At 61.1% G+C, this 319-nt stretch carries 1 pseudogene; it reads left to right on the top strand.

Going from position 1 to position 319, the window contains the following annotated elements:
• Nucleotides 1-319: pseudogene (locus BST40_RS28525) on the top strand (serine/threonine protein phosphatase); the annotation flags it as partial.

The following is a 319-nucleotide window of genomic DNA, read 5'->3' as shown; positions in this document are numbered from 1 at the left end:
GGTCCTAGTTGTCGCGGCGTTGTTCATCGGTCGCGCGATCATCCGCAACAACTTCTACGTCGCCGAATACCACGGCACTGTGTCGATCATGCGCGGGATCCAAGGGTCCCTGCTGGGCATGCCCCTGCACGAGCCGTATCTGCTGGGCTGTTTGAACGCACGCAACGACCTATCCCAGATCAGCTACGGCCAATCCCTGGACCACCTCGACTGCCATCTGATGAAGTTGGAAGATCTACGTCCGTCCGAACGCGCGCAAGTGCAGGCCGGACTCCCCACCGGCTCCCTGGACGGCGCCATCACCCAACTGCGTGAATTG

The sequence above is a fragment of the Mycobacterium persicum genome (genome assembly GCF_002086675.1).
In the GTDB taxonomy this organism is placed as follows: domain Bacteria; phylum Actinomycetota; class Actinomycetes; order Mycobacteriales; family Mycobacteriaceae; genus Mycobacterium; species Mycobacterium persicum.
The sequence above is the reverse complement of the archived record's forward strand: the minus strand, read 5'-3'. Positions and strand labels throughout refer to the sequence as shown.